At 61.6% G+C, this 21,608-nt stretch carries 21 protein-coding genes; 12 read left to right on the top strand and 9 right to left on the bottom strand.

Going from position 1 to position 21,608, the window contains the following annotated elements:
- The first annotated feature begins 167 nt into the window (after positions 1-167).
- Genes ACM64M_RS13075 through ACM64M_RS13060 form a run of 4 tightly spaced genes read left to right on the top strand, consistent with a single transcriptional unit; the run spans position 168 to position 3,034 of the window.
- The gene (locus tag ACM64M_RS13075; protein WP_416229147.1) at positions 168-941 is read left to right on the top strand and encodes a TPM domain-containing protein; all 774 of its coding nucleotides are present in this window, start codon (positions 168-170) and stop codon (positions 939-941) included.
- 3 nt (positions 942-944) lie between these two features.
- Positions 945-1,619 carry a TPM domain-containing protein gene (locus ACM64M_RS13070; protein ID WP_416229146.1) on the top strand — a complete coding sequence of 225 codons (675 nt, stop codon included), beginning with the start codon at positions 945-947 and terminating at the stop codon, positions 1,617-1,619.
- A gap of 11 nt (positions 1,620-1,630) precedes the next feature.
- Entirely contained in the window at positions 1,631-2,206 is a 576-nt protein-coding gene (locus ACM64M_RS13065) for an NUDIX hydrolase (protein ID WP_416229145.1), read from the top strand.
- 45 nt (positions 2,207-2,251) lie between these two features.
- On the top strand, positions 2,252-3,034 hold the full coding sequence (locus tag ACM64M_RS13060; protein ID WP_416229144.1) for an SDR family oxidoreductase: 783 nt from the start codon (positions 2,252-2,254) through the stop codon (positions 3,032-3,034).
- A gap of 113 nt (positions 3,035-3,147) precedes the next feature.
- Here ACM64M_RS13060 and ACM64M_RS13055 read toward each other — a convergent pair whose 3' ends face one another.
- From ACM64M_RS13055 to ACM64M_RS13040, 4 genes are read right to left on the bottom strand one after another with little or no spacing between them, the layout of a single operon-like run.
- Complete coding sequence (locus ACM64M_RS13055) at positions 3,148-3,360, bottom strand: PspC domain-containing protein (RefSeq protein WP_416229143.1); 213 nt, start codon at positions 3,358-3,360, stop codon at positions 3,148-3,150.
- Positions 3,357-3,503, bottom strand: coding sequence for a hypothetical protein (locus tag ACM64M_RS13050; protein WP_416229142.1), 147 nt, complete (start codon positions 3,501-3,503; stop codon positions 3,357-3,359). Before ACM64M_RS13050 ends, ACM64M_RS13055 begins: the two co-directional genes overlap by 4 nt.
- Positions 3,504-3,545: 42 nt before the next feature.
- Complete coding sequence (locus ACM64M_RS13045) at positions 3,546-3,659, bottom strand: enoyl-CoA hydratase (protein ID WP_416229141.1); 114 nt, start codon at positions 3,657-3,659, stop codon at positions 3,546-3,548.
- 49 nt (positions 3,660-3,708) lie between these two features.
- Positions 3,709-3,819, bottom strand: a complete 111-nt coding sequence (locus ACM64M_RS13040; RefSeq protein WP_416229140.1) for an enoyl-CoA hydratase — start codon at positions 3,817-3,819, stop codon at positions 3,709-3,711.
- Positions 3,820-4,061: 242 nt separating this feature from the next.
- Between ACM64M_RS13040 and recF the strand changes: the two genes are divergently transcribed.
- Positions 4,062-5,150 carry a DNA replication/repair protein RecF gene (recF, locus tag ACM64M_RS13035; RefSeq protein ID WP_416229139.1) on the top strand — a complete coding sequence of 363 codons (1,089 nt, stop codon included), beginning with the start codon at positions 4,062-4,064 and terminating at the stop codon, positions 5,148-5,150.
- Between the two features lie 12 nt (positions 5,151-5,162).
- Here recF and ACM64M_RS13030 read toward each other — a convergent pair whose 3' ends face one another.
- The gene (locus ACM64M_RS13030; protein WP_416229138.1) at positions 5,163-5,906 is read right to left on the bottom strand and encodes an arylesterase; all 744 of its coding nucleotides are present in this window, start codon (positions 5,904-5,906) and stop codon (positions 5,163-5,165) included.
- 64 nt (positions 5,907-5,970) lie between these two features.
- Here ACM64M_RS13030 and ACM64M_RS13025 point away from each other — a divergent pair, with 64 nt between their 5' ends.
- Together ACM64M_RS13025 and ACM64M_RS13020 are read left to right on the top strand one after the other, a co-directional pair.
- A complete protein-coding gene (locus ACM64M_RS13025; RefSeq protein WP_416229137.1) occupies positions 5,971-6,708 on the top strand; it encodes an ABC transporter ATP-binding protein in 738 nt (245 codons plus the stop codon).
- The gene (locus tag ACM64M_RS13020) at positions 6,705-9,254 is read left to right on the top strand and encodes an ABC transporter permease (RefSeq protein WP_416229136.1); all 2,550 of its coding nucleotides are present in this window, start codon (positions 6,705-6,707) and stop codon (positions 9,252-9,254) included. The genes ACM64M_RS13025 and ACM64M_RS13020 overlap by 4 nt, the downstream gene beginning before the upstream one ends.
- A gap of 52 nt (positions 9,255-9,306) precedes the next feature.
- Here ACM64M_RS13020 and ACM64M_RS13015 read toward each other — a convergent pair whose 3' ends face one another.
- Both ACM64M_RS13015 and ACM64M_RS13010 read right to left on the bottom strand, forming a co-directional pair.
- Positions 9,307-9,762, bottom strand: coding sequence for a DUF805 domain-containing protein (locus ACM64M_RS13015; protein ID WP_416229135.1), 456 nt, complete (start codon positions 9,760-9,762; stop codon positions 9,307-9,309).
- A 129-nt stretch (positions 9,763-9,891) separates the two neighbouring features.
- Entirely contained in the window at positions 9,892-12,492 is a 2,601-nt protein-coding gene (locus ACM64M_RS13010; RefSeq protein WP_416229134.1) for a TonB-dependent receptor, read from the bottom strand.
- 432 nt (positions 12,493-12,924) lie between these two features.
- On the opposite strand from ACM64M_RS13010, the gene typA reads away from it, so the two are divergent.
- Complete coding sequence (gene typA / locus ACM64M_RS13005; RefSeq protein WP_416229133.1) at positions 12,925-14,760, top strand: translational GTPase TypA; 1,836 nt, start codon at positions 12,925-12,927, stop codon at positions 14,758-14,760.
- Positions 14,761-14,864: 104 nt separating this feature from the next.
- Here typA and ACM64M_RS13000 read toward each other — a convergent pair whose 3' ends face one another.
- Together ACM64M_RS13000 and ACM64M_RS12995 are read right to left on the bottom strand one after the other, a co-directional pair.
- Positions 14,865-15,248, bottom strand: a complete 384-nt coding sequence (locus ACM64M_RS13000; protein ID WP_416229132.1) for a hypothetical protein — start codon at positions 15,246-15,248, stop codon at positions 14,865-14,867.
- A 355-nt stretch (positions 15,249-15,603) separates the two neighbouring features.
- Entirely contained in the window at positions 15,604-18,003 is a 2,400-nt protein-coding gene (locus ACM64M_RS12995; RefSeq protein ID WP_416229131.1) for a hypothetical protein, read from the bottom strand.
- Positions 18,004-18,383: 380 nt separating this feature from the next.
- Here ACM64M_RS12995 and putP point away from each other — a divergent pair, with 380 nt between their 5' ends.
- From putP to ACM64M_RS12975, 4 genes are all read left to right on the top strand, one after another.
- The gene (putP, locus tag ACM64M_RS12990; protein WP_416229130.1) at positions 18,384-19,859 is read left to right on the top strand and encodes a sodium/proline symporter PutP; all 1,476 of its coding nucleotides are present in this window, start codon (positions 18,384-18,386) and stop codon (positions 19,857-19,859) included.
- Positions 19,860-19,935: 76 nt separating this feature from the next.
- Positions 19,936-20,337 carry a thioredoxin family protein gene (locus tag ACM64M_RS12985; protein WP_416229129.1) on the top strand — a complete coding sequence of 134 codons (402 nt, stop codon included), beginning with the start codon at positions 19,936-19,938 and terminating at the stop codon, positions 20,335-20,337.
- Between the two features lie 30 nt (positions 20,338-20,367).
- Positions 20,368-21,087 carry a cytochrome c biogenesis CcdA family protein gene (locus tag ACM64M_RS12980; protein WP_416229128.1) on the top strand — a complete coding sequence of 240 codons (720 nt, stop codon included), beginning with the start codon at positions 20,368-20,370 and terminating at the stop codon, positions 21,085-21,087.
- A gap of 66 nt (positions 21,088-21,153) precedes the next feature.
- Positions 21,154-21,543, top strand: coding sequence for a VOC family protein (locus ACM64M_RS12975; protein ID WP_416229127.1), 390 nt, complete (start codon positions 21,154-21,156; stop codon positions 21,541-21,543).
- Positions 21,544-21,608 lie beyond the last annotated feature (65 nt).

The following is a 21,608-nucleotide window of genomic DNA, read 5'->3' as shown; positions in this document are numbered from 1 at the left end:
CCGGCCGCCCCCCCCGGCCCCCCCCCCCCCCCCCCCCCCCCCCCCCCCCCCCCGGGGGGGGGGGGGGGGGGCCCCCCCCCCCCCCCCGGGGGGGGGGGGGGGGGGGGCGCCCACCGCTTACGGCGCAGCCCCTCGCCGCGCAGGAGTTTCCTGCGCTCACTGGGCGGGTGGTCGACAATGCCGATATCATTCCCGCCGATGTCGAGGCCGAACTCACCGCCAAGCTCGAAACGCTTGAGGCGCAGACGCAGCGTCAGTTGGTTGTCGCCACGGTGCCCGATCTCGAAGGCTACGACATTGCCGATTACGGTTACCGGCTGGGGCGCGAATGGGGGCTTGGCGATGAAACGCGCAATGACGGCGCGCTGCTGCTGGTCGCGCCGAACGAACGCAAAGTGCGGATCGAGGTTGGATATGGGCTGGAAGGCTATCTGACCGATGCTCTGTCCGCGATTATCATTCAGAATTTCATTATTCCGCGTTTCCGCGACAATGATTTTCCCGGCGGCATCGTGGCCGGAGCCGATGCGATTATCGCCCAATTGCAGCTAACGCCAGAAGAAGCTGCGCAGGTGTCGCAGCAGGCCAGTGAGACGCGCGAGAGCGACGGCGGAATACCCTTTGGCGCGCTGATATGGCTCGGTTTCATGGTGTTTTTCTTCATCCTGCCGATCATTCGCGGCAGCCGGCGGCGCAGACGCTATCGCTCCAAGGGCAAAGGGCCGTGGGGTGAGCGCAGCGACGGCGTTGCCGACGGTCTGGGCGAGGCGGCCTCCAACATCATCCTGTGGGAAATCGGCAGCGCGATTGCGCGCGGTGCGATGAGCGGTGGCGGCTCTGGAGGCGGCGGCTGGGGCGGCGGCGGCGGATTTGGCGGCGGCGGCGGGTTTTCCGGCGGCGGCGGTTCATTTGGGGGCGGCGGCGCCTCCGGGGGGTGGTAGAACATGGCTTATCTCACCCTGGAACAGCACCAGATTGTTTCGCAAGCCGTTGGCGCAGCCGAGGCGCAGACCTCGGGCGAAATCGTCACCGTGCTCGCCGACCGGTCAGACAATTATCACGATGTTGCGCTGTTATGGGCGGCGGCATTGTCCTTTACCGCGATGAGCGTGTTTGCGGTGCTGCCCGCGCCGTTCCTCGGTCTGTGGGACATGCTGATCGGTGGATGGAGCCACGAATGGACCACGGGCGAGCTGGCCAGCATGACCATAGCGCTCGGCCTGATAGCCTTTGCGCTAACCTGGGCGGCGCAATTGTGGGAACCGCTGAAATTCGCGCTGATCCCCGCCCCGCTCAAGACCGCACGCGCCCATGCGCAGGCGATCATGCATTTCAAGGTCGGCGCAGAACGCCGCACCACGGGCCGCACGGGCGTGCTGATCTACCTGTCGATGCGCGAACACCGCGCCGAAATCGTCGCTGATGAGACCATCGCTGAAAAAGTGAACGCCGAGGTCTGGGGCGAGGCGATGGGCGACATGCTGGCCGAAATCAGACGCGGCCGGATCGCGGAAGGCATGGCCGCCGGGGTGCGCGATGTAGGATTTGTGCTGGCACAGCATTTCCCGCGCGGCGACGATGACAAGAATGAGCTTCCCGACCGGCTGATCGAGGTCTAGGCCCCGTCACCATGAGTGATACAGAAAATAGACCGGGCATGGTGCGCCATGCCGATGCGGACAAGCCCGAAGAGACCGTATGGGCAGGCCGCTTCATTACCGCCAAACGCCGGGGCCGCTGGGAATATGTCGGCCGTGCGCGCGGTATCAGGGCGGCGGCGATCATCGCGATTGACGAGGATGCTGACGGCACCCGCCACGCCATTCTGGTCAGCCAATACCGCGTGCCGCTGGGCCGCTTCTGTCTCGAAATTCCCGCCGGTCTGGTGGGCGACGATGACGGCAGCGAAGGCGAAGCCGCGATCGACGCCGCTGCGCGCGAGTTGGAGGAAGAAACCGGATACAGCGCCGCAAAGCTCGAAGTGCTGGGCGAATTTTATTCCTCCCCCGGCATGGTCTCTGAATGTTTCACCCTGCTGCGCGCGACGGGCCTGACCCGGATCAGCGAAGGCGGCGGGATCGAAGGCGAGAACATCAATATCCACCGCGTCGCGCTTCACGATATTGACCGCTTTGTCGAACAATGGCGCAGCGCCGGTCACGCGGTCGATGTGCGCATTGCGCTGTTCATGAATTATCTGGCCTGACACAATCGCGGCAAAAATGCCCGAACATCTGGGAGTGGAATTGGAATGACGAAACGCTGCGAAGGCAAACTCGCATTGGTAACCGGCGGCGCGCAAGGACTGGGCCGCGCGCATTGCATCCGGCTGGCGCAAGAAGGCGCGCGGGTGCTGGCGACCGACATTAACGGCGCAGGCGCAGCGGAAACAGCGGAAATCGTCAACGCTGAAATGGGCGCTGGCACGGCTTTCAGCATTGCGCATGACGTCACCGATCCGGCGGCGTGGGAAGCCGCAGTCGATGCCGCGCGCGAACACCTTGGCGGGCTTAACGTGCTGGTCAACAACGCCGGGATCGGGGTGCCGGGCAATATCGAGGCCTGTGATTTCGACGACTGGAAACGGTGCTTCTCGATCAATGTCGATTCGATCTTTCACGGCTGTCAAAAGACTTTGCCCTTGATGCGCGAACATGCGCCGGGGTCGATCATCAACATCTCCAGCATCGCCGGACTGATCGCCAGCGACACTATGCCGGCCTATAACGCATCCAAGGCAAGCGTGTGGATGCTGTCGAAATCCATCGCGCTGCACTGCGCGAAAAAGAACATGCAGATCCGCTGCAATTCGGTGCACCCGACCTTTGTCGATACGCCGATCCTTGATGGCACCGCGCGCGCGCACAGCCTCGACAAGGATGTGTTGATGGAGAAACTCGCGCGCCAGATCCCGCTGCGGTTCGTGGGCGAACCCAACGACATCGCCAATGCGGTGGTCTATCTGGCGAGCGATGAAAGCCGGTTCATGACCGGGGCTGAAATCAAGCTGGACGGCGGCATATCCGCAATGTGAGCCATACGTCTGAGGCAAAAAGAGAGGGGCCATATGGCCCCTCCCGGTTTTCTCTATATTCGAAGGCGCAGCCGTCGGTGAAAACCGGGTCGGCTCGTATCACGCTGCGCTCATCAATCTGCGATTACGGCAATGGCGATATAGATCAGCACCGGAAAGCCGATCCCGAGCAGCGCTGCGGCGACAAAGCCCAGCCGCCAGATCAGCGCATCGACGCCCGACCAATTGGCCAGCCCGGCGCATACGCCGAACAGCTTGCCATCGTGTTTATCGAGCCGGAACCCGGCGCGCGGCGGTCCGCCGTTGCGGTTGGTCAGATTGCTCATGCCAGCGCTCCAATCGTGTAAGTCGCAGCCGGTGTGGCGGGCAGGATCGATGCGCTCAGCATGATCGCAGTGACCAGCAATGCGCCTGCCACAGCGGCGAAGCGCGCGCCTGCGGTGCCGGATAGTTCAAAGAAGGAATACATTACGGGGTCCTTTTGGGGTCAGGGGGTTGATGCGGGGCCGGTTCAGGCCATCACGCCGGGGCTCGCCGGAATGATCGCATAGGCAAAGAACGCTGCCGACAGCACCACCGAGAATGCAGCGGCGAACAGGCGGGTTGAAGTGTCTTGGTTAAACATTGCGAGAGGGTCCTTGATTGAAAGGTCTGGCCCGATTTCGGGCTGATTGTCAGGCGAGCGTCGGGCTGGCGGGAACGATGGCGTAAGCGAACAGTGCGGCTGAAATCACCAGCGAGAAAGCGGCTGCGGCGAAGCGGTTCGAAAGGTTGATTGCGGTCATTTTGGTATCTCCATCTGTGTGTTTGACTGTGTTTCCGGGACCATCCCGGGATGCCAAATACATTGCAGGAGGTGTGCCAAACTCGAAAAATGGCGGAATTCCGGGATTTTCGCATGATACAGCTCTTTACACCTTGTTCATCAATCCGAAAGCTTGGGAAATTTTCCCATCTCTTGGGATTGCAGATTCAGGCGGTCTGCGCGCTGGCCTTTATTCCGCCGCATGCTAGGCCGTAGCCGACCATGGCGCTTGCAAAGATCACCCTGCAGAACTTCCGCAATCACGCCGCGAGCGAGCTTGCCGAAACCGCGCATTTCAATTTGCTGGTCGGCGAAAATGGCGCGGGCAAGACCAATGTGCTCGAAGCGATTTCGCTGCTGAGTCCGGGGCGCGGTTTGCGGCGCGCGGCCCTTACCGATCTGGCTCGGCGCGGATCGCTTGACACCGCCCCCGGCGCGTTTGCCATCGGTGCGAACCTGATCGAACAGGGGCAGATTTCCGCACGCATCGGCACCTATACGCAGACATCCCGCCCCGCTCGCCGTCAGGTGCGCATCAACGGGGCAGAGGCCAGCGCGGGCAGTCTGGCACAGTGGCATGCCGTTTCATGGCTGACCCCGGCGATGGATGGATTGTTCACCGACAGCGCAGCCGCGCGGCGGCGGTTCGTTGACCGCATGGCGCTGGCGATAGAGCCAGACCATGCGCGCGCGGTCAGCCAGCTTGAAAAGGCGCTGAGAGAGCGCAATCGGTTGCTGGAGGAACGCGGCGAAGCGCGCTGGCTTGACGCGATTGAGGCGCAGGCGGCGCAGCATGGCAGCGAGGTGGCGCGCACCCGCGCGCAGACAATCGCCTTGCTCGCCGAAGAACTGTCCACCTTGCCGCCCGAACCCTTTGCGCGTCCGGTGCTGACCTACCGCGCGGGTGGTCCCTTTGCTGCGTCAGAGCTGCGTGCCGCCCTCGCCCGCCACCGGCCGCGCGACCGCGCCGCCGGGCGCGCGCTGACCGGTCCGCACCGCGATGAGCTTGAAGTGGTTATGGCCTCCAGCAGACAGCCCGCCGCATCCTGTTCCACCGGAGAGCAAAAGGCGATGCTGATCGCGATCACGCTGGCCTATGGCGCGCTGGCATCATCGGGGCGGCCCAGCGTGCTGCTGCTCGATGAAGTCGCCGCGCATCTTGACCCCTTGCGCCGCAGCGAATTGTTCCGCCGTCTGCGCAGCGGCGCGGCGCAGGTGTGGATGACCGGGACCGAACTTGCCCCTTTTGCCGATATCGCATCCGAAGCGGCAATCTGGCGGGTCAGCGGCGGGACGCTGGAACGCGCCTGATACGGTGTCGCTTTAACCCTCTTCGGGCAAAGCCTTAGCCACATCATCCAACGTCGCTGCAACCAATGCCTCGATCCCCTCTTCGGTGGGATGGATACGGTCCGACTGAAACAGCGTGGGGTCCTGATAAATGCTTTCCAGCCAGAACGGGACAATCTGCGCCGAATATTCCTGCGCAAGATCACCGTAGAGCGCGTCGAACTCCGCCTGATATTCCGGGCCGTAATTGGCTGGGCTGCGCATCCCCATAATCAGCACCGGAATGTCGCGGGCTTTCAGCATCTCCAGCATGGCTTCGAAATTGGCGCGCGTTTCGGCAGGGGAAAGGCCGCGCAGCAGATCGTTGCCGCCCAGTTCCAGGATAAACAGGTCAGGCGTATTGCCTTGCGCGTTGAGCACAAATTCCATCCGGCTCAGCCCGGCTGCGCTGGTATCGCCCGATACGCCGGAATTCACCACCGCTGCATTGATCCCGCGCGACCTGAGCGCCGCCTCCAGCTTGGCCGGGTACGAATCCTGCGGGTTGTCGAGGCCGTATCCGGCGAACAGGCTGTCGCCAAAGGCGATGATATCGACCTGTTCGCCCATCACCGGGATCGCCATTTCGCCCTCGGCAATTGCTCCGCTTTCGGTTTGCGGAGCGCTTTCGGGTGCCTGTGAACCGCACGCCACCATGGCAAATGCGGCGGCGGCGCAAATCGAACCGCGCAAAGCGGCGCGCACCATCGATCCCATGACTTTCGGCCAATTGCCCATAATGATCTGCGAACCTTTTTGATTGAGCCTTGTGTCTGCGTCCCCTCTATCCCATCTGGTCTGAGTGACAAACCCTTCTAAAACCGCGCCAGAACTGGCCATCTCCGCCCGCAATCTCACCCTCACGCTCGGCAGCAATGCTGCGCCGGTGGATATTTTGCGCGGGATTGATCTCGACATTGCTTACGGCGAGGTGGCCGCACTGCTTGGCCCGTCGGGTTCAGGCAAAAGCTCGCTGATGGCGGTGCTTTCCGGGCTGGAACGGGCCAGCGGCGGGACGCTCAATGTCGCGGGCGCAGATTTCGCCAGCCTCAATGAAGACGGCCTTGCCGCTGCACGTCGAGGCCGGATCGGGATCGTGCTTCAGGCTTTCCATCTGCTTCCGACCATGACCGCCGCAGAGAATGTCGCGACGCCGATGGAACTTGCGGGTAGCAAGGATGCCAGCGCGCGCGCCGTGGCCGAACTTGAGGCCGTGGGTCTGGGCCACCGCACCGGGCATTACCCCGCTCAGCTATCGGGCGGAGAGCAACAGCGCGTCGCCATCGCTCGCGCCACCGCGCCGCGCCCTGGATTGATCTTTGCCGATGAACCAACCGGCAATCTTGACGTCGGCACGGGAGAGGAAATCATAGACCTGTTGTTTGCCCGCCGCGCGGAAGCCGGCGCGACCTTGCTGATTATCACCCATGACCCGGCGCTGGCGCGGCGCTGTGACCGGGTGCTGACCATGGCTGACGGGGTGATAGTGTCCGATACGCGCCGCGCCGCGCAGACGACCCCGGCCGAGGCCGCCGAATGACCGCCGATGCCGCCGCGACCAATGGCCTGAGTTGGGGCGCAGCGTGGCACATCGCACGGCGCGATCTCAACGCGCGATTTCGCGGGCTGCGGCTGCTGCTGATTTGCATATTCCTGGGCACGGCGGCGCTGGCGGCGATCGGCACGCTGACCGCTTCGATCGAGCGCGAGTTGCAATCCTCGGGCCGTGAATTGCTCGGCGGCGATCTCGAAGTCGAAGTGTGGCAGCGCGACCTCAACGAAGATGAATTGCTGGCGCTGGGCGAATATGGCGCCATTTCCGGCGGCTATCGGATGCAGGCGATGGCAACCACCGACAGCGCCGCCGCACCGGTCGAGCTAAAGGCGGTGGACGCCCAATGGCCGCTTTATGGCACCTTCACGCTCAGCGATGGGCGGACGCCGGGCGCGCCCAGCGCCAGCGATGCCTATCTCGCTCAGGGCGCGCTCGACCGGCTCGACATCGAAGTCGGCGACAGGTTCCGGGTCGGCACCATGACCCTCACCGCCGCCGGTGTGATCGAGAACGAGCCCGACCGCCTGTCCGAAGGGTTCCAGCTTGGCCCCACCGTGCTGGTCGCGCGCAATGTTCCCGGATCGGCCGGATTGATCCAGCCGGGATCGCTGTTTCAGAGCAAGTACCGGATCGCCTTTGCCGACAGCTCGGCCGATCCCGAAGCGGTGGAGGAGGCGCTGACCGAGGCGTTTCCCAACGCCGGTTTCGATTTCCGCAGCCGCGACCGCGCCTCACCCGGCGCGGACCGGTTCGTCCGGCAGATGAGCGATTTCCTCACGCTGGTCGGTCTTGCCGCGCTGGTGATTGCGGGCATCGGGATTGCGGGGGGAGTATCGTCCTATCTCGATCAACGCCGCTCCAGCATCGCCACCTTGAAGGTGCTGGGCGCATCATCACGCGACATCGTGCGGATTTATGCGCTTCAGATCGCGGTCGCGGCCTCGCTGGGCAGCGCATTGGGATTGGCGGCGGGGGTGTTGGTTACACCGCTGCTCGGCGCGGCTCTGGACGGGTTGCTGCCGGTGGAGAGCGGTTTCGTGATCGAGCCTGCGCCGCTGCTGCTGGCGGGCGCTTACGGCCTGCTGGTCGCGTTTGCCTTTGCCGCTGCACCATTGCTGCGCGCGCGCAGTTTTCCGGCGATGGCGCTGATGCGCAGCCGCATTGTCCCGCTGACGCGCGACCGGCGCGCGCTGCTTGCCACCGGCACCGGGATTGCGGCGATCTGCGTGCTGGCGCTGCTGACCACCGCGCAGCCATGGTTGTCGGGCGGGTTCCTGATTGGAGCCGGCGGCGCGCTGGCGCTGCTCGCTGGGCTGGGCTTGCTGCTGCAATGGGGGGCGCGCAAACTGCCGCGGCCAGCCAATCCGCTGCTGCGATCCGCATTGTCCAACATCTATCGCCCCGGCGCACCGACCGGCGCGCTGGTCACCGCGCTGGGCTTTGGCCTCGCCTCTTTCGTGCTGCTCGCCGCGATTCAGAGCGCGATTGACGGCAATATCCAGAGCCGCGTCCCGCGCGAGGCGCCTGATTATTTCGTGATCGACGTGCCGCCCGAACGCGAAGGCCGGTTCTTTGATCTGGTGCAGACCCGCTTTCCCGATGCGCAATTGCGCACGGTTCCCACGCTGCGGGGCGCGATCCTTGCTTTCGGCCCGGAGGACTCGATGCAGCGGGTCGCCGACCTCGAAGAAATCCCCGATGGCGCATGGGCGCTGCGCGGTGAACGCGGGATCACCTATTCCGACACCGCTCCCGAAGGCAGCCGCGTGGTTGACGGCACATGGTGGAGCCCGATGCATGACGGCGAACCGCTGGTTTCGATCGACAAGCAATTTGCCGATGCGGCGGGGCTGAAAGTCGGCGACATGCTGACCATCGGTATTCTCGGGGCAGAGCGGCCGGTTCGAATCGCCAATCTGCGTGAAATCGATTGGGAGACGATGGGGTTCAATTTTACCCTCGTCTTTTCGCGCAACGCCATTGCCGATGCACCGCACAAACTGGCCGCGACCATCGACCTACCTGCCAGCGCTGACCCTGAATTGCGCGGCGAATTGCTGCGCGCCATGGTGCAGGAATTTCCGTCCAGCTCTCTGGTCGAAGTGGGCGAAGTGCTGGTGCAGGCGCGCGTGCTGCTGGAGCAAGTGGGCCTCGCCACGCTGGCGGCGGCGGCGGTGGCGGTGCTGGCGGGGCTGGCGGTGCTGATGGGCGCGATAGCAGCGGCGCGCGCGGCGCGGACCTATGACACGGTGGTGCTGCGGGTGCTGGGCGCGAGCAGGCGGCAGATCCTCGGGCTGCAACTGGCCGAATATGGCCTGATCGCCGCCGCGCTGGCGCTGGTGGCGCTGGCGCTGGGTTCCGGGCTTGCGTGGGTCATCATCACGCAATTGTTCGAATTTGACTGGCTGCCCGATTGGGGCGCGGTGCTGGCGGTGCTGGGGCTTGGGCTGGCGATGGTGCTGGCGTTTGCGCTGGGCGGTTCGCTGCCGCTGCTAAGGGCGAAACCGGCACAGGCGCTGCGCGAGCTTTAGCCCGCCAAGGGCCAAAAGCGGCGGGAGTGGCTGGGCCGCCCCCGCACGCCCATCATGCGAAGGTTTCAGCCTCGTCGCTCTTGGGGTCGGGTCCGAAGCGGTTCGGGCCCGGAGTGCCGGGCAGGAACATGAGCACCAGAAATGCGATGCTGGCGATCAGTCCGACCAGCGGAATGAGGCTCGCCACCATCACGCCAAGATACCACCAGCCGGACATATCCCGATCATGCAGGCGGCGCACGACGACTGCAATGCTGGGAACAATAATAGCCAAAGCATATAGCCCGTAGATCCCAAGTCCAATCGTGCCCAAAGTTCCCACCGCAGCGAAAGGATCGGCATCGACGGTCATCGGATCGGCAGCTGCGCCAATCATTGAGAATACGAATGGCCCCATCAGGACCATCGCAATCACAAAGTTCATCAACGCGAACATCCAATATTCCATACGCCGCGAGCGCCCCGAAAAATCGGCGTAGCGTTTAAGCGGCAACAGCATCCATTCCATATGAGATCCCCCTCTGTTTGATCCGCCGCGAAAGCACCACATCGCCGCGCCAAGCACAACAAAAATCAAACGAAAAGGCCCCGCCATCGCTGGCGGAGCCCTTTCATTAATCAAGTCATTTGGTTCAGATCAGAATTTGAACCGCACCACGCCGCCATAGGTGCGCGGCTGGCTGGGATAGCCCGAAACCGTGCCCGACTGCGCGACGCCATCGAACACCGTGATGATGTATTGATCGTCGAACAGATTGCGCGCGAAGGCGCCGACTTCGAGCCCGTTGTTGAGCACCAGTGTTACCGAGGTGTTCACCAGATTGACTTCACGGTTAAAGATCTGGGTGTTGCCAAGCGACGCATTGAAGGTCGGCAGGCCGTTGTTGATCGGCGTGTTGCTTTCGTGGTTGTAATCAATGCGGCTGATCAGACGCATCCCGCTATCCCATTCATGGGTGTAGGTTGCGCTGGTCGCAATCGCGATTTCCGGAATGCCCGCCGGACGCACGCCGGTCAGATCGCCCAGAACACTGCCGGGGAAATCATCGAACAGCGGATCAAGATAGGTCATCGCAAAGGTGAAGACGAGGCCATCGGTCGGGCTAATGGTTGAATCGAATTCAAAACCCTTGACCGATTGCTGACCAGCATTGGCCAGCGCAAAGCCCGTGCCAGTGAAGGCAAAGCTCTGAAAGCCTTCGATCGTCTGGTCGAACAGCGCGAGGTTGAAACCAACCCCTTCCCACTGCGCCTTGATGCCGATTTCATAGACTTCGGCTTCTTCCGGCCCGGCAAAGCGGGTGCCCGAAGTCAGGTTGGCCACGGCCAGCCCGGCGTTGAGGATTGGCGATGAAGGCGCAAGGATCGTCGAACCGCGCGGTCCAGCGGTGAAGTCTGAAGCCAGCGGGCGGCTGTCACGCGACAGGTTCACCGAGCTTGCCTTAAAGCCGGTCGAGTAACTGGCGTAGATGTTGACCTCGTTCGACACCTGATATGCGGCGCGGAACAAATAGGTCAGCTTGTCATCATTGGTCCGTCCGTCTTCAACAGCGTTAGGAACGGTGACGAACGGCGGTTGGAACTGGAAAGGTTGCAGCCCCAACAGCGGGTTCTGTGCAGGGTCGAGCGCCGCCGCTGTAATCCCTGCAAAAAACGGCGCGGTTGCCGGATTTGCAGCAAAACCGGCAATCACATCTGGCGTCACCTGGCCCGGTGGGATTTGCAATGCCTGAGCAATGCCGCCAACGATGAAGGCATCAACCAGATTGATATTGCTCAGCTCATCGAACGCTGTCTGGCTGAGCGCAAAATCCTTGCTGTCGTCAGTGTAGTTGAACCCGGCGGTGAACACGAGGCCATCGGTGGGTTCAAAATCAACCGTGCCGAAGACCGAATAGGAGGTGTTCTCCATCGAGAAATTCTCTGCGGTCAGCGGGCCAGCGGAGAAAATCACGCCATTGGGCAAACCCAGTCCCGCTTCGACGCCGCCGAACAGGCCAATCCCGCCGCCCAGCAATTCAAAGAAAGGCCGCGCCTGTGTGCCGGTTGTCAGGCCGCTATTCTGGGAAATGCTTTCATCGAAATAATATCCGCCAAGCAGGAAGTTAAGCGGGCCATCAAAATCAGAGGCAATCCGCAATTCCTGAGTGAAGGTTTCGACTTTCTGGTCGCGGGTCTCGGTGACGATATCCGCGCTGGTGAAATCGACATCCTGATTGAGGAAGTTGTCAAGTTCGCGATAGGCGGTGATCGAGGTTACCGAAATCGGTCCGGTTTCCCAATCGATCTGCATCGAGCCGCCGTAATTGTCTACAGTGTTGATCGGCTGTTGATTGAGGAATGTGTTGTAGCTGAAGAAATCGGTGTCGAGCGCGCCGCCCACTCCGAAAATGCCCGCCGCAGTCGGCCCGGCAACCAACGTGCTGACCTGACAGCAAACCTCGTCAATGTTCGAATAATCACCGATCAACCGGATAGTGAGATCAGGGGTCGGTTCAATCAGCAATTGCCCGCGCGCCGACCAACGATTGCGGTCCGAGATTTCCTGATCGAGGTTGACGATCGTGGCGTAACCATCGCGGCGGTTGTAGCTGCCGTCGACCGAGAACGCGATGTTTTCACTGATCGGGCCGGTGATGTCGCCTTTCAGCGTGAAGGCGTTGAAATTGCCATAGGTCGCCTCAACCGCGCCGCCGAATTCGAATTGCGGGACGCGGGTCACAACCGAGATGACGCCTGCCGATGCGTTCTTGCCGAACAGAGTCGATTGCGGGCCGTTCAGCACTTCGATGCGTTGAACATTGGGAAGGTCGGAAAGCGATGCTGCGGAGCGTGAGCGGAACACGCCGTCGATGAACACGCCAACCGATGGTTCGATGCCGAAATTGTTGTCGCCATTGCCGAAGCCGCGAATGATGAAAGTCGAAGCCGATGCGCTCTGCAACTGGCTGACGCGCAGCGACGGGGTAACGGTCTGAAGATCGAGGATGTCGCGGATCTGTGCCTGTTCCAGCGTTTCGCCGGTGGTCACAGATACCGAAATCGGGGTTTCCTGAAGCGTCTGTTCGCGCTTTGACGCGGTCACGATGATCTGGTTGCCTGACTGCGGCGCTTCAAGCTCCGGTTGGTCGGCATCTTGTGCAAAGGCCGCACCAGGTGCGGTAATGGCGAACACGGCCGCGCCCGAAAGCAGCGCGAAACGATACGACCCGGCTGCGCCGGAAATAGTGGAACGCATGGAATATCTCTCCTCAAATCCCATCGACCGCTGCCGGATTATTGTCATTGCATCCCCAGATGCTGAAGCGGCAGCTTCGATTAAGGGCCGTGTTAGGCTAGTGTTGCATCGCCGACAAGCGGCTAACGCCCGGTAATGCGCGGGTGCAGGGGTTATTGTTGCAACACCGTCACACCCGTTACAGGCCCGCTGCGTCCGGATATTGGGTGCAAAGTGCCACAAGGCTTGCCGCCCCGGCTCCGCTGCGCTAGGCGCGCGTCCAATCACGCCGCTATGGTGCAATGCAACATCAAGACCGGCCTGCGGAGCATTCCGTAGCGTCGCCCCGCCTGTCGCAGACCCGCCACAAACGCGCCCTACCCGCGCACCACCTTTGCACCCTGCCCGGCTCCACGATTTTGCGTGGAGGGGCCCTGATGGAAATTGATGATAATGTCCGCACCCGCCTCTTCGCTGCGCAATGTCGCAATTATTGCGCACGTTGACCACGGCAAGACCACTCTGGTCGACCAATTGTTCCGCCAATCGGGCACTTTCCGCGAGAATCAGCGAGTCGAAGAACGCGCGATGGATTCGGGCGATCTCGAAAAGGAACGCGGCATCACCATCCTCGCCAAATGCACCAGCGTCGAATGGGAGCATAATGGCGAGACCACCCGCATCAACATCGTCGACACCCCCGGCCACGCCGATTTCGGCGCTGAGGTCGAACGCATCCTCTCGATGGTCGACGGCGTTATCCTGCTGGTCGACAGCGCCGAGGGCGCGATGCCGCAGACCAAATTCGTGACCGGCAAGGCGCTCGCGCTGGGCCTGCGCCCGATTGTGGTCGTGAACAAAATCGACCGTTCCGATGGCCGCCCGCAGGAAGTGCTCGACGAAGTGTTCGACCTGTTCGCATCGCTCGACGCGAACGATGACCAGCTCGAATTCCCCTCACTCTGGGCTTCGGGCCGCGATGGCTATGCCTCTGACGATGAGAACGCGCGTTCGGGCACGCTCGATCCCTTGTTCAAACTGATCGTTGACCACGTCCCGCCGCCGGGGCTCGACACCGAAGGCAAGTTCAGCTTCCTTGCGACCCTGCTCGACCGCGACAATTTCATGGGCCGCGTGCTCACCGGGCGGGTGCAGTCGGGCACGATCAAGCTCAACGATCCGATCCACGCCATCGACATGAACGGCAAGGTCGTCGAGGTCGGCCGCGCGACCAAGCTGATGAGTTTTGACGGGCTTGAGCGGGTGCCGGTCGAAAGCGCGCGCGCGGGCGACATCATCGCGCTGGCGGGCCTTGAAAAAGCCACCGTGGCCAACACCATCTGCGACCCCAGCGTCACCGAACCGATCGCCGCGCAGCCGATTGACCCTCCGACGCTCGCCATGCGTTTTTCGGTCAACGATTCCCCGCTTGCCGGGCGCGAAGGGTCCAAGGTCACCAGCCGCATGATCCGCGACCGCCTGCTGCGCGAGGCCGAAACCAACGTCGCCATCCGCGTGACCGAGGCCGAGGACAAGGACGCTTTCGAAGTCGCCGGGCGCGGCGAATTGCAACTCGGCGTGCTGATCGAAACCATGCGCCGCGAAGGGTTCGAGCTGGGCATTTCACGCCCGCGCGTGCTGCTGCGCGAAGAGGACGGCAAACGCATGGAGCCGTATGAAACCGTCGTCATCGACGTGGATGAGGAACATTCGGGCACGGTCGTGGAGAAAATGCAGCGCCGCAAAGCCGACCTCACCGAAATGCGCCCCTCGGGCGTGGGCAAGACCCGCATCACCTTTTCCGCCCCTTCGCGCGGGCTGATCGGCTATCACGGCGAATTCCTGTCGGACACGCGCGGCACCGGGATCATGAACCGCCTGTTTGAGAAATACGGCCCCTATAAAGGCCCGATCGAAGGGCGCAGCAACGGCGTGCTGATCTCCAATGGCGACGGCGAATCCAACGCCTATGCGCTCAACATGCTCGAAGAGCGCGGCGAATTGTTCGTTGGCCCGTCGATGAAGGTCTATGAAGGCATGATCATCGGCGAAAACGCCAAGCCCGACGATCTCGAAGTCAACCCGATGAAAGCCAAGCAGCTTTCCAACGTCCGCTCCACCGGCAAGGATGACGCGATCCGCCTGACCCCCCCGCGCCGCATGAGCCTGGAACAATCGATCGCCTATATTGACGACGATGAAATGGTCGAAGTCACCCCGCTCAGCATCCGCCTGCGCAAAACCCTGCTCGACCCGCACGAACGCAAGAAAGCCAAGCGCAAGGGGTGAGTCCTCCGCGCGCATCGGGTTTCACGCAGAGCGCGCAGAGGAAAGGGAGACGCAGAGAAAGAGAAACGGGGCGCAAGCCTTGCCCCCTATCGTCACCCCGGGCACTACACAGGGCGGGCTGCAAACTCGCCTGTAGAATCGTCAAAGCGGGTTACCTGCATCACGGTGTGGGGATCGGCAATGCGATTGGCGATCTGCTTGGTATCTTGGCCTTTATCCCTCGCCAGCACGCGAACGACACGAAACTTGCCTTCGCAGTGTTCAAGCGCGTGACGCAAATGCCGCGCTCTTTCTCGGTTGCCCCAGCGCTTTTCCCATCGGCTGCGATTGACTGAGTCAAAGTAATCGACCGAGCCATCCGCTGCCCGCTCATGATCCCACAGCGTCACCACTACCGTTTTTCCGTCAGGTGACATCGCAGACCACGCCTGACGGACGTTGTGCGTATGCGCGCCAAAGAAGGCGAAGGCTTTTGTAAGGGTCGTCATTCTAGGCATGAGAATAAGCGTCCCACAAAGAACTAAATCATCGGTTAAGCGATGGAGGAATCCATGTCCGCTGGCGCATGGCAGTACGCGCAGCCGTAGCCCTATCGTCACCCCGGGCCTGACCCGGGGTCCAGCTTGCTAAAGTTTACTCGTCCAACGGAAGCGATCCGAGGCTTGGCTTTTCGCCTTGTAAATCAAGCGGCGCTGGGTGCGCCTGTTGGCGCGGACCCCTTGCCCCCGGCCTTCTTCGTGCTGAGCTTGTCGAAGCACCGCCCTTCGTTCTTCTGCAATGAAGTTCAAAGAATTGCAGTGCTTCGATAGGCTCAGGATGGGCGGATTTGAAGCAATTGCCGCTCTATTCTGGCAGGAACCCGAGTTCAAACACCATCGGGCGCAGCTTGTCAGACAGCGCGGCGTAGGCTGCCTTGAACGGATCGAAGTCAGTTAATTCGGTGTCCCCATACGCTTCGAGCGCGCGTCGGATCTGATACCATCCGGCATCGGCGCGGTTCAGTTTCAGGTCTTCGCGGATGCGTTTGGGGAAGCTTGTGGCGTGGTATTTGGCCCAGAGCTTGCGCCCTTCATCAAGAACGGCCTGCGCCTCGGGCGAGAAGTGCATCCCGTCCATATACCGCACCATGAAGTCGCTTTCGAAGCGGGCGTTCGCGCCGACTTCGCTTTCGGTGAAGGGGATGAAGTGATTGGTGAGCGACCATGTCCGGTCATTCCATTCCAGCCCATCGGCACCGGCGGTGAGATTGCTGCCGTTGAACAGCATCCAGACGAGGCAATCGGATTTGAACGCGTCGGTCAACGACTTGCTGGGTTGCAGGAATTGGTCGCGGTCGTTGAGCCATGTGGGTTTGATGAGGCGGCGGACGGAAAAGACGATGCCGGCTTGCCAGAGGTTTTCTTTGGTGACGAAAAATGCGCCAGCATTCCCATAACCCGATGCGAGCAAGCCCGTTGTAGAAGCATGCTGGAGATCGTTACCAAAGACGATCATGCTGCCAATCGCTCCATCAGCCCACCATCTCCCCCGAACATCCTTTGTACTGGAGGTTGGCTCAATGGCGTTCTTGAGAGGCAACGCAGGTGTTCGGTTTGAGCGTGGGCGAACAATCCACTCCGCCAGAGGCAAACGAAGTGGCTCGCGATAGAAGATATGCTGCGCGACGAAGTCCCCAGCCTTGTCTACCGCAATCGTGCCGACTGACTTGGCTGGACGAGTTGCGGCCAAGTTCCAGATCAAGAACCCAATCGGGAAATTGCCTTTCAGCCCGTCAAAGGCTTTGCTGTGAACCACGAATCCATCGAGATATTCGGCAGTCCATTGCTCACGAAACAGAGCAAAGTTCGGGGCATTCACGTATTTCAGCGTGCTGAACATCGCCAGCTTTGACCGCGGCAGTTCGGACATGATGCGGTGCAGAAACTGCACGAACAATTCGCGCGCGGCGTAGCCGAGGTGCTCCATCCCTGCACTGATACGAGTCTTCGAGACACCGCTTTTCAATCCCGCCTTCGCCCCACCTTGCGAAGTGTTTTCGACATTCATCGCCTCCGCATAAGGCGGATTAATCAGCACCAGTATCGGCTTCGCGCCTTTCTTCCCCTCGCGCGCCGCCGCAATCGCATCGCGTAAGGATTGCGGCACCTTGTCCGTGATCGAATAATCAATCTCGCCAAAATCGGTGATGTCGTCGTTCAGATAATCATACTGGAAAATCTCGGCCCCAGCGAAGGCCGGGTTGCTGCGCATGATCGTCACGTCTTCCTTGTCCAGGGTGGACATATAGACATTACGCAGATTGGAGTGCTTGGCCTCCAGATTGCCAACGCCCGCGCACATATCCCAAACGATATATTTGCTCTGCCAATTCTCGCCCAGCGTGGCGGTCAATTGGTCATAGGCTTTATCGACGATGTGCAGCGGGGTGTAATAAGCGCCCTTGAACTTCTGATCGTCAATCGGCAGCAGGCTGTCGCGTCGTTCGAGCAGATAGTGCCGATATTCTTTCTCCGGCGGGCGGTGGTAGATTTTCCAGAAATTGTAATAGCCGCGCTCGCTGGCGAGATCGTAGGTTTCGCCGTGGAGCAGAAACACCGGCTTTTCCCCATCATAGAGCAGGCGCGCGGGCAGATTGGTCATCGCCGCGTTCTCGCCATCGTGCATGATATCGGCAAAGAACAGCACGGCGTAATCGGCTTCACTGGTCACGCCAAGTTCGACGCCGACCATCTCGACCCACCGGTCAAACACCTGCCGCAGATTGTCGGGCGTGATCTGGGTGCGGATGATGCGTCCTTCGCGGATCGCGTCCTTGGTCGCCTTGATGAATTCCACTTCGTAATCCTCGATTTCGTACAGGACGTAATGGCTCTCGACATAAGGCGCGATGGCAGCGGCCAGCGTCTTGTCCGCCTTTGATCCTGATTTGGGCCATATGATCGTCTTGTCTTCAAGGATTGGTATGGCGTGGTCGGTCGCCATCAGCGCGGCTTTCTCGCGATCGATCACACACAGGAAGCCGGGGATTGCCTCCCCGCGTAAGCGCGCGGCGCGGACATAGGTGAGCAATTGTGCGAACATCAGCAGAGGCGGGGTCGGGGATTCCTTGGCCTCGAACCAAATCTCGGGGGTCTGAATATCGACCAAACCCTTGAATACGCCTTTCAGGCCCAGAGCCTTGATATAGGCGTCTTTGACGTCCTCTTCTGTCTTGGCCCTAAGAAGTTCGTCAACTAGGCTCACATGCGCTCCCCTTTACCGCCCAATTGCCCGACCGCGCGGGTTTGGGCAAGCGGGGCTGGGGTGATGGTTGGGGGCGCGGCGGCGGGGCTTGCGGCCAGAGCGGCGAGAGCGGCGAGAGCCCCCGCGCGTTTCCTACACCCCTTGCGGCTGTTACAGCGGGGGCATGGTTTTCTTTGGCAGGTTCAGGACAGGCTTTCGCCTGGTTGGTCTGGCACCCGCGCAGGTCTGCGGGTGTGATCGGGGCGTTCGATCAAATTTTGCGCCTCTGATCGAGGGAATTTTTGCTCCAGGGACTGTGTTCCATGTGTTCCATCCTGTAGGATTTGCCGCTGCCGCGCCCCGGTGGCCAAAGCGAGGCGGGCTTGATAGAGGTGCGCGGTATGAACACTGCAACCCTTGCCAGCCTCGCCCTCTACTTCATCGCCATGATCGCCATCGGCCTATACGCCTGGCGCAAATCAACCGCCGACAGCGAGGGCTATCTGCTCGCCGGGCGGAACCTGCCGCCAGCGGTGGCGGCGCTGTCTGCCGGGGCATCGGACATGTCGGGGTGGTTGCTGCTGGGGCTGCCGGGGGCGCTGTATCTGACCGGGCTGTCGGCGGCGTGGATCGGGATCGGGCTGTTCGTGGGCGCGGCGGTCAATTGGACGGTGGTCGCGCCGCGGCTGCGCGCTCAGACAGAGGAACACGGCAATGCGCTGACGATCCCGCAGTTCCTCGCCAATCGCTTCCCCGATCAGGGCACCAATCTGCGCGTCATCAGCGCGATCGTGATCGTGGTGTTCTTCACCGTCTACACCGCCGCAGGGCTGGTCGGCGGGGGCAAGCTGTTCGAAACCGCCTTTGCCGGGGTGCTGCCCAATACGGGGCTGAGCGACTACATGCTCGGCATCGTCATCACCGCCGGGATCGTGCTGGCCTATACGATGGTGGGCGGGTTTCTGGCGGTCAGCCTGACTGACTTTGTCCAAGGGATCATCATGATGGTGGCGTTGGTGATGATGCCGCTGGTGGTGATGTTCGGCAGCGGCGGCGAAGCGGGCGGATCGCTGGCCGATGTGCCGGTGGAGGGGTTCCTGAGCCTGACCGAGGGGCTGACGCTGCTGGGCTTCATCAGCGCGGTGACATGGGGGCTGGGCTATTTCGGACAACCGCATATCATCGTGCGGTTCATGGCAATCAAGTCGGTGGAGCAGGTGGCGCGGGCGCGCACTTACGGGCTCAGCTGGATGGCGATTGCGCTGATCGGAGCGGTCGGCATGGGGCTCGCGGGGCGCGCCTATGCGGAGCGCAACGGGCTGGTGGTGGAGGATGCGGAGACGATCTTCATCGTGCTGTCCAAATTGCTGTTCCACCCGTTTATCACCGGCTTCCTGTTCGCCGCTTTGCTGGCCGCGATCATGAGCACGATCTCGTCGCAATTGCTGGTGTCGTCGAGCTCGCTGACAGAGGATTTCTACCGCCTGTTTCTGCGCAAGCGGGCAAGCGAGCGCGAGGCGGTGAACGTCGGGCGGGTGTGCGTCGCCTTGGTGGCACTCGCGGCGATTGTCATGGCAAGCGATCCCAAATCGCAAGTGCTGAGCCTGGTGTCCAATGCCTGGGCCGGGTTTGGCGCGGCGTTCGGCCCGCTGATCATCCTGGCGCTAACTTGGCGCGGAATGACCGGCACGGGCGCGGTCGCGGGTCTGGTGACGGGCGCGCTGGTGACCGGCGGGTGGATCGCGCTGGGGCTCAATTCGAACTTCGTCGGCGGAGAGGGTCTGTATGAAATCGTCCCCGGTTTCATCGCTGCGTGGATCGCGATTGTCGCAGTGAGCAAGGCCGCCCCGGCCAAAAGCCCGCAGCCCGCGCTGTAACTTCGCAGCGGTGCGGTGCGAACTCCATTGAGAACAGCCAGTATTCTGACCGGTATCTCGCATTGGAGCACGCATCATGACCCGCCTCTTTGTCCTCATCGCCGCGATAGGAGCGCTGATAGTCGGCGCGATGCAATTGAATGCGCAGGCCACCACCGCTGGTTGGCAGATCTATGATGAAGCAAGCTTCATGATGGCGCAGAAAAAGGGTAAGACCATCGTCGTTGATGTCTATGCCGATTGGTGCCCGACTTGCCGCGCACAGGCGCCGATCCTTGATGAATTGCGCAAGGAGCGGGCCAGCGACGATGTGCTGTTCGTAAAGCTCGATTTCGACGAAGAGAAAGCCTTTCTGCGCGCGCACCGCATCCCGCGCCAATCCACCGTGCTGGTGTTCAAGGGCATGAACGAGGCTGCACGCTCGGTCGCAGAGACAAACCGCACGCGGCTGCGCCGCGTCGTGCTCGGGGCGCTCTGAAGGACGCGCACCCGGTCTGGCTGAACCATCATGCTCGGCAGCGCGCTGATCTCCTTTGTCGCGGGCTTGGTGACAATTCTGAACCCCTGCGTGCTGCCGCTGGTGCCGATCCTTGTCGCCTCGGCGTTGGGCAAGAGCCGGTTTGGACCGCTCGCGCTGGCCGCCGGATTGGTGGTCAGCTTTACGCTGTTCGGCTTCACTGTGATCGCGTTTGGCTATTCGCTCGGGATTGACGAACAACTGGTCCGTTCGATGGCAGGCGCGCTGCTGACGGCGGCGGGAATTGTGCTGATCGTGCCGCAAGCTCAGGCGGCGCTCTCTGCCGCCGCCGCCCCTCTCGCCAATTTCGGCAATCGGCGGCTTGAGCGGGTCGGAGGCGCAGGCTGGCAGGGCCAATTCGCCATCGGTATGTTGCTTGGACTGGTCTGGGCACCGTGTGTGGGGCCGACATTGGGCGTGGCGATCGCAGCGGCCAGCCAGGGAAAGGACCTGACGGCGAGCTTCCTGATCTTTCTGACCTTTGCCCTCGGCGTGGCCGTATCGATTCTCGCCTTTGCCTATGGATCGCGCGCCGCCATGGGCGAGCGGCGCAAGGTTCTGGGCAGGCTGGCGCACTATGCAAAGCCGCTGTTTGGCGGCGCGTTGATGCTGGTCGGGGTCATGGTGCTGACAGGATTTGACAAGGTCATCGAAAGCGCTTTGCTCGATCTGCTGCCTGACAGCGTGATTGCTTTCACCACAAGGTTTTGATTTGCGCCTCAGCTTGGTCCACACTGCGCAGGAGGACTCAGAGACATCAATTGGGGAGGCAATCCAATGAACGAAAAAACGGGACCGCGCGTGACCGGCCTTGGCGGTATTTTCTATGTGGCTGCCGATCCCGAAGCGACCCGCGCATGGTATCGGGACAAGCTGGGCATTGACGGCGAATATGGGCCGCAGCTCGCCTGGGCAGATGAACCCAAACCCAATCCCTATTCGCTCATCAGCCACTTTCCCGACGATCAATATATCAAGCCAGGCACTGGCAGTTTCATGATCAATCTGCGTGTCAATGATCTCGATGGTTTTGTCGAAGTTCTAAAATCGCGCGGGGTTGAAATGCATGGCAGTGCCGATGAAGGCTACGGAAAGTTTGCTTGGATACTCGACCCTAATGGAATCAAGATTGAGCTGTGGGAGCAGATTGCCGAGGAGTTGCCTTGAACAACGACCACCATCCATCCGACTATTGCCACGGACAATCCCGGATCCGCGCAATAGGGTTTGGT

Origin of the sequence: Qipengyuania sp. ASV99, from assembly GCF_047872805.1 — a bacterium.
In the GTDB taxonomy this organism is placed as follows: domain Bacteria; phylum Pseudomonadota; class Alphaproteobacteria; order Sphingomonadales; family Sphingomonadaceae; genus Erythrobacter.
The sequence above is the reverse complement of the archived record's forward strand: the minus strand, read 5'-3'. Positions and strand labels throughout refer to the sequence as shown.

Coding starts and splice junctions, on each gene's coding strand:
- ACM64M_RS13070 (WP_416229146.1), top strand. CDS start 945: ATGGCTTATCTCACCCTGGAACAGCACCAGATTGTTTCGCAAGCCGTT.
- ACM64M_RS13065 (WP_416229145.1), top strand. CDS start 1,631: ATGAGTGATACAGAAAATAGACCGGGCATGGTGCGCCATGCCGATGCG.
- ACM64M_RS13060 (WP_416229144.1), top strand. CDS start 2,252: ATGACGAAACGCTGCGAAGGCAAACTCGCATTGGTAACCGGCGGCGCG.
- ACM64M_RS13055 (WP_416229143.1), bottom strand. CDS start 3,360: ATGAGCAATCTGACCAACCGCAACGGCGGACCGCCGCGCGCCGGGTTC.
- ACM64M_RS13050 (WP_416229142.1), bottom strand. CDS start 3,503: ATGTATTCCTTCTTTGAACTATCCGGCACCGCAGGCGCGCGCTTCGCC.
- ACM64M_RS13045 (WP_416229141.1), bottom strand. CDS start 3,659: ATGTTTAACCAAGACACTTCAACCCGCCTGTTCGCCGCTGCATTCTCG.
- ACM64M_RS13040 (WP_416229140.1), bottom strand. CDS start 3,819: ATGACCGCAATCAACCTTTCGAACCGCTTCGCCGCAGCCGCTTTCTCG.
- recF (WP_416229139.1), top strand. CDS start 4,062: ATGGCGCTTGCAAAGATCACCCTGCAGAACTTCCGCAATCACGCCGCG.
- ACM64M_RS13030 (WP_416229138.1), bottom strand. CDS start 5,906: ATGGGCAATTGGCCGAAAGTCATGGGATCGATGGTGCGCGCCGCTTTG.
- ACM64M_RS13020 (WP_416229136.1), top strand. CDS start 6,705: ATGACCGCCGATGCCGCCGCGACCAATGGCCTGAGTTGGGGCGCAGCG.
- ACM64M_RS13015 (WP_416229135.1), bottom strand. CDS start 9,762: ATGGAATGGATGCTGTTGCCGCTTAAACGCTACGCCGATTTTTCGGGG.
- ACM64M_RS13010 (WP_416229134.1), bottom strand. CDS start 12,492: ATGCGTTCCACTATTTCCGGCGCAGCCGGGTCGTATCGTTTCGCGCTG.
- typA (WP_416229133.1), top strand. CDS start 12,925: ATGTCCGCACCCGCCTCTTCGCTGCGCAATGTCGCAATTATTGCGCAC.
- ACM64M_RS13000 (WP_416229132.1), bottom strand. CDS start 15,248: ATGACGACCCTTACAAAAGCCTTCGCCTTCTTTGGCGCGCATACGCAC.
- putP (WP_416229130.1), top strand. CDS start 18,384: ATGAACACTGCAACCCTTGCCAGCCTCGCCCTCTACTTCATCGCCATG.
- ACM64M_RS12985 (WP_416229129.1), top strand. CDS start 19,936: ATGACCCGCCTCTTTGTCCTCATCGCCGCGATAGGAGCGCTGATAGTC.
- ACM64M_RS12980 (WP_416229128.1), top strand. CDS start 20,368: ATGCTCGGCAGCGCGCTGATCTCCTTTGTCGCGGGCTTGGTGACAATT.
- ACM64M_RS12975 (WP_416229127.1), top strand. CDS start 21,154: ATGAACGAAAAAACGGGACCGCGCGTGACCGGCCTTGGCGGTATTTTC.